Source organism: Flavobacterium sp. UBA5153, assembly GCA_002413745.1.
Taxonomy (GTDB): Bacteria; Bacteroidota; Bacteroidia; order Flavobacteriales; family Flavobacteriaceae; genus Flavobacterium.
In genome coordinates this window covers 1-2863 of record DHXP01000002.1, presented here as the reverse complement: position 1 = coordinate 2863, position 2863 = coordinate 1, and the positions used below count along the sequence as shown (strand labels likewise).

At 38.3% G+C, this 2863-nt stretch carries 2 protein-coding genes; both read right to left on the bottom strand.

The window, feature by feature from the left end:
• Nucleotides 1-50 precede the first annotated feature (50 nt).
• Nucleotides 51-434, bottom strand: coding sequence for an HU family DNA-binding protein (locus tag B2145_RS00175; RefSeq protein ID WP_291096924.1), 384 nt, complete (start codon nt 432-434; stop codon nt 51-53).
• A 323-nt stretch (nt 435-757) separates the two neighbouring features.
• A partial coding sequence (locus tag B2145_RS00170; protein WP_291096922.1) for a YDG domain-containing protein occupies nt 758-2863 on the bottom strand: 2106 nt, incomplete at its 5' end.

The window sequence follows — 2863 nt, the reverse complement described above, 5'->3', positions numbered from 1 at the left end:
TTTTATTGGACTAATTTGAAATAGACAGTGGTATAACAGCTATAAGATATTTACCTAACTCTTTTATAAGTCAATACCTTTAACTTATTTTTCATATTCAGTGAAGGCTTGTAAATTATTTTGGCTCCCTTGATATTTGCTTTGCCTAATTCTTCAAGCGTGTCGGCTGGAAAACCTTGCAAGGTGATTTGGAATGAACCCAAACTGTCAATCCTCACGATGCGTCCATCGGACAATGACTCGCCAATAGCCTTGGTCAATGCTATAATTACCCCATAACAATCCGCTTTGCTGATGGTAGATTGCGAAGCCACGATGTCGGCCAAACTGTCTAAATCATCCTCGCCATCATGGACAGCGCAAGGATAGTATTTTATTTCTGGAGGGGATACCAAATTGTTTTTCTTGGGCACCATTTTGAAGGATACTGACATACAAATAGATTGAGCAGGTTTATAAAATAATTTAGTCTGACAAAGTTATAAAAAGATATACAGGAAATACTGAAATCCCGTACATCTTTTAGTAAAAAGATATATGGAAATTATATAAAAGATATATATCTTTTTGTTTTATCATCAGGATAGTACTAAAATAAGGTACTGACGAGTTTTAAATCCTATAAGAAATGTAAGTTTACATAAGAGTTGGGACTAAAATATAGGACAAAGTGTAAACAGGCTTTCGCCATTCTAAAACAAAAAACCACCCCTTTTATGGGATGGCTTTGATTTGAACTGTTATTATAAAAATAGGTTTACTGTTTTATCAATCGTACCGTTTTTTGGTAAGTACCCTGACTGACTTTGGTAAAATAAGCACCTACTGGCAGTTCTTCTCCAAATAGAATCGGTTGACCATCACTTTGTTCAATGTGTTTCACGGTTCTTCCCAAAAGGTCATATACCATTACCTCTACTTTTTCGCTGCTGCCACCTTCGACAACTAAAGTAAACTGGTATTTGGCTGGGTTAGGATAGGCTATCACATTGAACAGAATTGGTTCTACTGGTATTTCTTTTGCTTGTTTAGTAGTAACAGGGGAGATTGTACGAGCAGTAGGAGCTGGAGCAGATACTGAACAATTGCCACCACCTGCAACAAAAACCTGACTTTTTGAATTTACCGGTTGAAGTACTGATTTTGCAGTTAATGCATCCCAGTTACTTGAGAACCAAATACCTCCTGCCTTTCTGTAATAGGTAATGGCTATTTGTTGGTTACAAGCATTTTGGAATGCCACCATTTGGAAGGTAGCACCGCTTTCAACTGATACAACAGTTCCATCGGTAAGTTGTTCTTCCATATTTGCTTTAGCACTGAAAGTACCGGTTGATAATGGAGTACTTATAGCCAGCAAAGCAATTGCATTCGTCCTGATTAAATAGGTATGCAATTTAGAATCAAGGATACCAGTCCTGTCATAATAACTGCGAACCAAAATATTCACTTTTCCTTTCGGATTTGTTCCTGATTTGGTGTACTGCATATCAAACTGGAAATCTGTATTTTGTCCAGTAGCTCCCTTAATGTATCCGGACGAACTTTGATTATTAGTCATGTTGCTGCCTCCAGTAATGAATCCGCCGGTTACAGGTTTTGAAACAGTAACAATTGATTCAGACAGCGCATCCCATGGATTATTCGTATAGGCCCCGGTAACTTTTACTGCTATTTGAAAGCTTTGCGAATTTAGCGAACCAATATTTAACTGAACAATAGCACTTGCAGTACCTACACTTCCGTCTGTTACATCAATCAATCCAACTGGTAAATTTTGTGCACTTGGAATAGCCGTTAAGGTAGTTCCGTTTACAAAATAGAACGAAACTTTTGCCCCTCGAACATCACCTTTTAGAACATTTGCATCTCTAATGGCTGCTACCATAGTTACAGTTGCAGTACTTGTACTTGACCCAGTTGTCCAGGCAAAGCCATCTCCTACATAGAAGCCAGTTGCAGTGTATGGAGAGGCATCTCTAGGATCTACCTTGAGTGTTTTAGAATCGGTATTGCTATTCGAATAGTTCGTATTGGTACTGGTAAACATAGCTGTTACAGTATAACTTCCCGGAATAACGGTTGCAGGTAACTGGTTAATCACCATTGCCTGTACTGAACCATCCATAGCTCCTGGAATTGGAACAACATTGGCTGTGTAGGTTGTAATGACAGTTGAACCTTGCATCACTTTAAATGTAACCGAACCTGTTAGTGGAGAGCCTGTATTTAATGGTTTAATTACTGCTGTATAAGTCAGGTTATCCATATATCTAACTTGATAACCACTAAGTGTTAGCATTAGAGTGGTAGAAGCCTGAGTAATGTTTGCAGTTGTTGTGGCTGTCGTATTCAACAGATTATAGTTAGTTGCATCTGCACCACTGATTGAAATAACATTTACTGTAATTGGCTTATTAACACCAACAATAGAACCGTTAGGATTGTCAAAAGAAGCTGAAAGATAAGAAGCAGTTACATCATCTCCACTTACTTTATTAGTAGAAAGGGTTACACTTGCCATTGTATTTCCATCATATACTTTGTTGATTCCTGTTGCAGTCACGGTAAGGTCTCTTTTAGTAATATTTGCTGTTGTTGTTCCTACGGATGTCAAACTGTAGTTTCCGGCTTGCGCTCCCGATAAACTCATTCCTGAAGAGGTAACTGTTTTACCATTGGCAACATCTTTATCGGAGAAGCTTGCTGATCCGCCTGTTAAGGTTACCACATCTGGATCAATAACTCCATTTAATGTTTGGGTTAGAACTGCAGCAACTGCATTTCCATTATAAACCTTGTTGTCAGCTGTGAAGGTTCCTGTGATTCCTAAAGCAGTAATATTAGCTGTTGTTGTTGCCAC

Excerpts from the sequence above, each read along its gene's own strand:
- B2145_RS00175 (WP_291096924.1), bottom strand. The coding sequence starts at position 434 with ATGTCAGTATCCTTCAAAATGGTGCCCAAGAAAAACAATTTGGTATCC.